Origin of the sequence: Leucobacter celer subsp. astrifaciens, from assembly GCF_001273835.1 — a bacterium.
Taxonomy (GTDB): Bacteria; Actinomycetota; Actinomycetes; order Actinomycetales; family Microbacteriaceae; genus Leucobacter; species Leucobacter celer.
Window position 1 is genome coordinate 1 of record NZ_JHEI01000207.1, and the last position, 202, is coordinate 202.

1 protein-coding gene is annotated in these 202 nt (G+C 53.5%); it reads left to right on the top strand.

All coding sequences use genetic code 11. The annotated features are described in order from the left end of the window. Positions 1 to 20: 20 nt before the first annotated feature. Positions 21 to 202 (top strand): NAD(P)-binding protein (locus tag AMS65_RS19185; protein ID WP_241489511.1); only part of this gene is annotated, 182 nt, incomplete at its 3' end.

Consider the following 202-nt stretch of genomic DNA (forward strand, 5'->3'; position numbering starts at 1 on the left):
CTGCAGCTCTCACCGCAGCAATGAACGGGCTTTCAGTCCACATCATCGAGGCAACTCAGAAGCTAGGTGGAAACGCGCGCACTGAAGAGATGGTTGAGGGAGGCTGTATACACGATGTTGGGGCAGCGGTGCACCCGATGGCCGTGGCGTCGCCGTTCTTCAGAAAACTAAATATCGAGCAAAATGTGGAATTCATTTACCC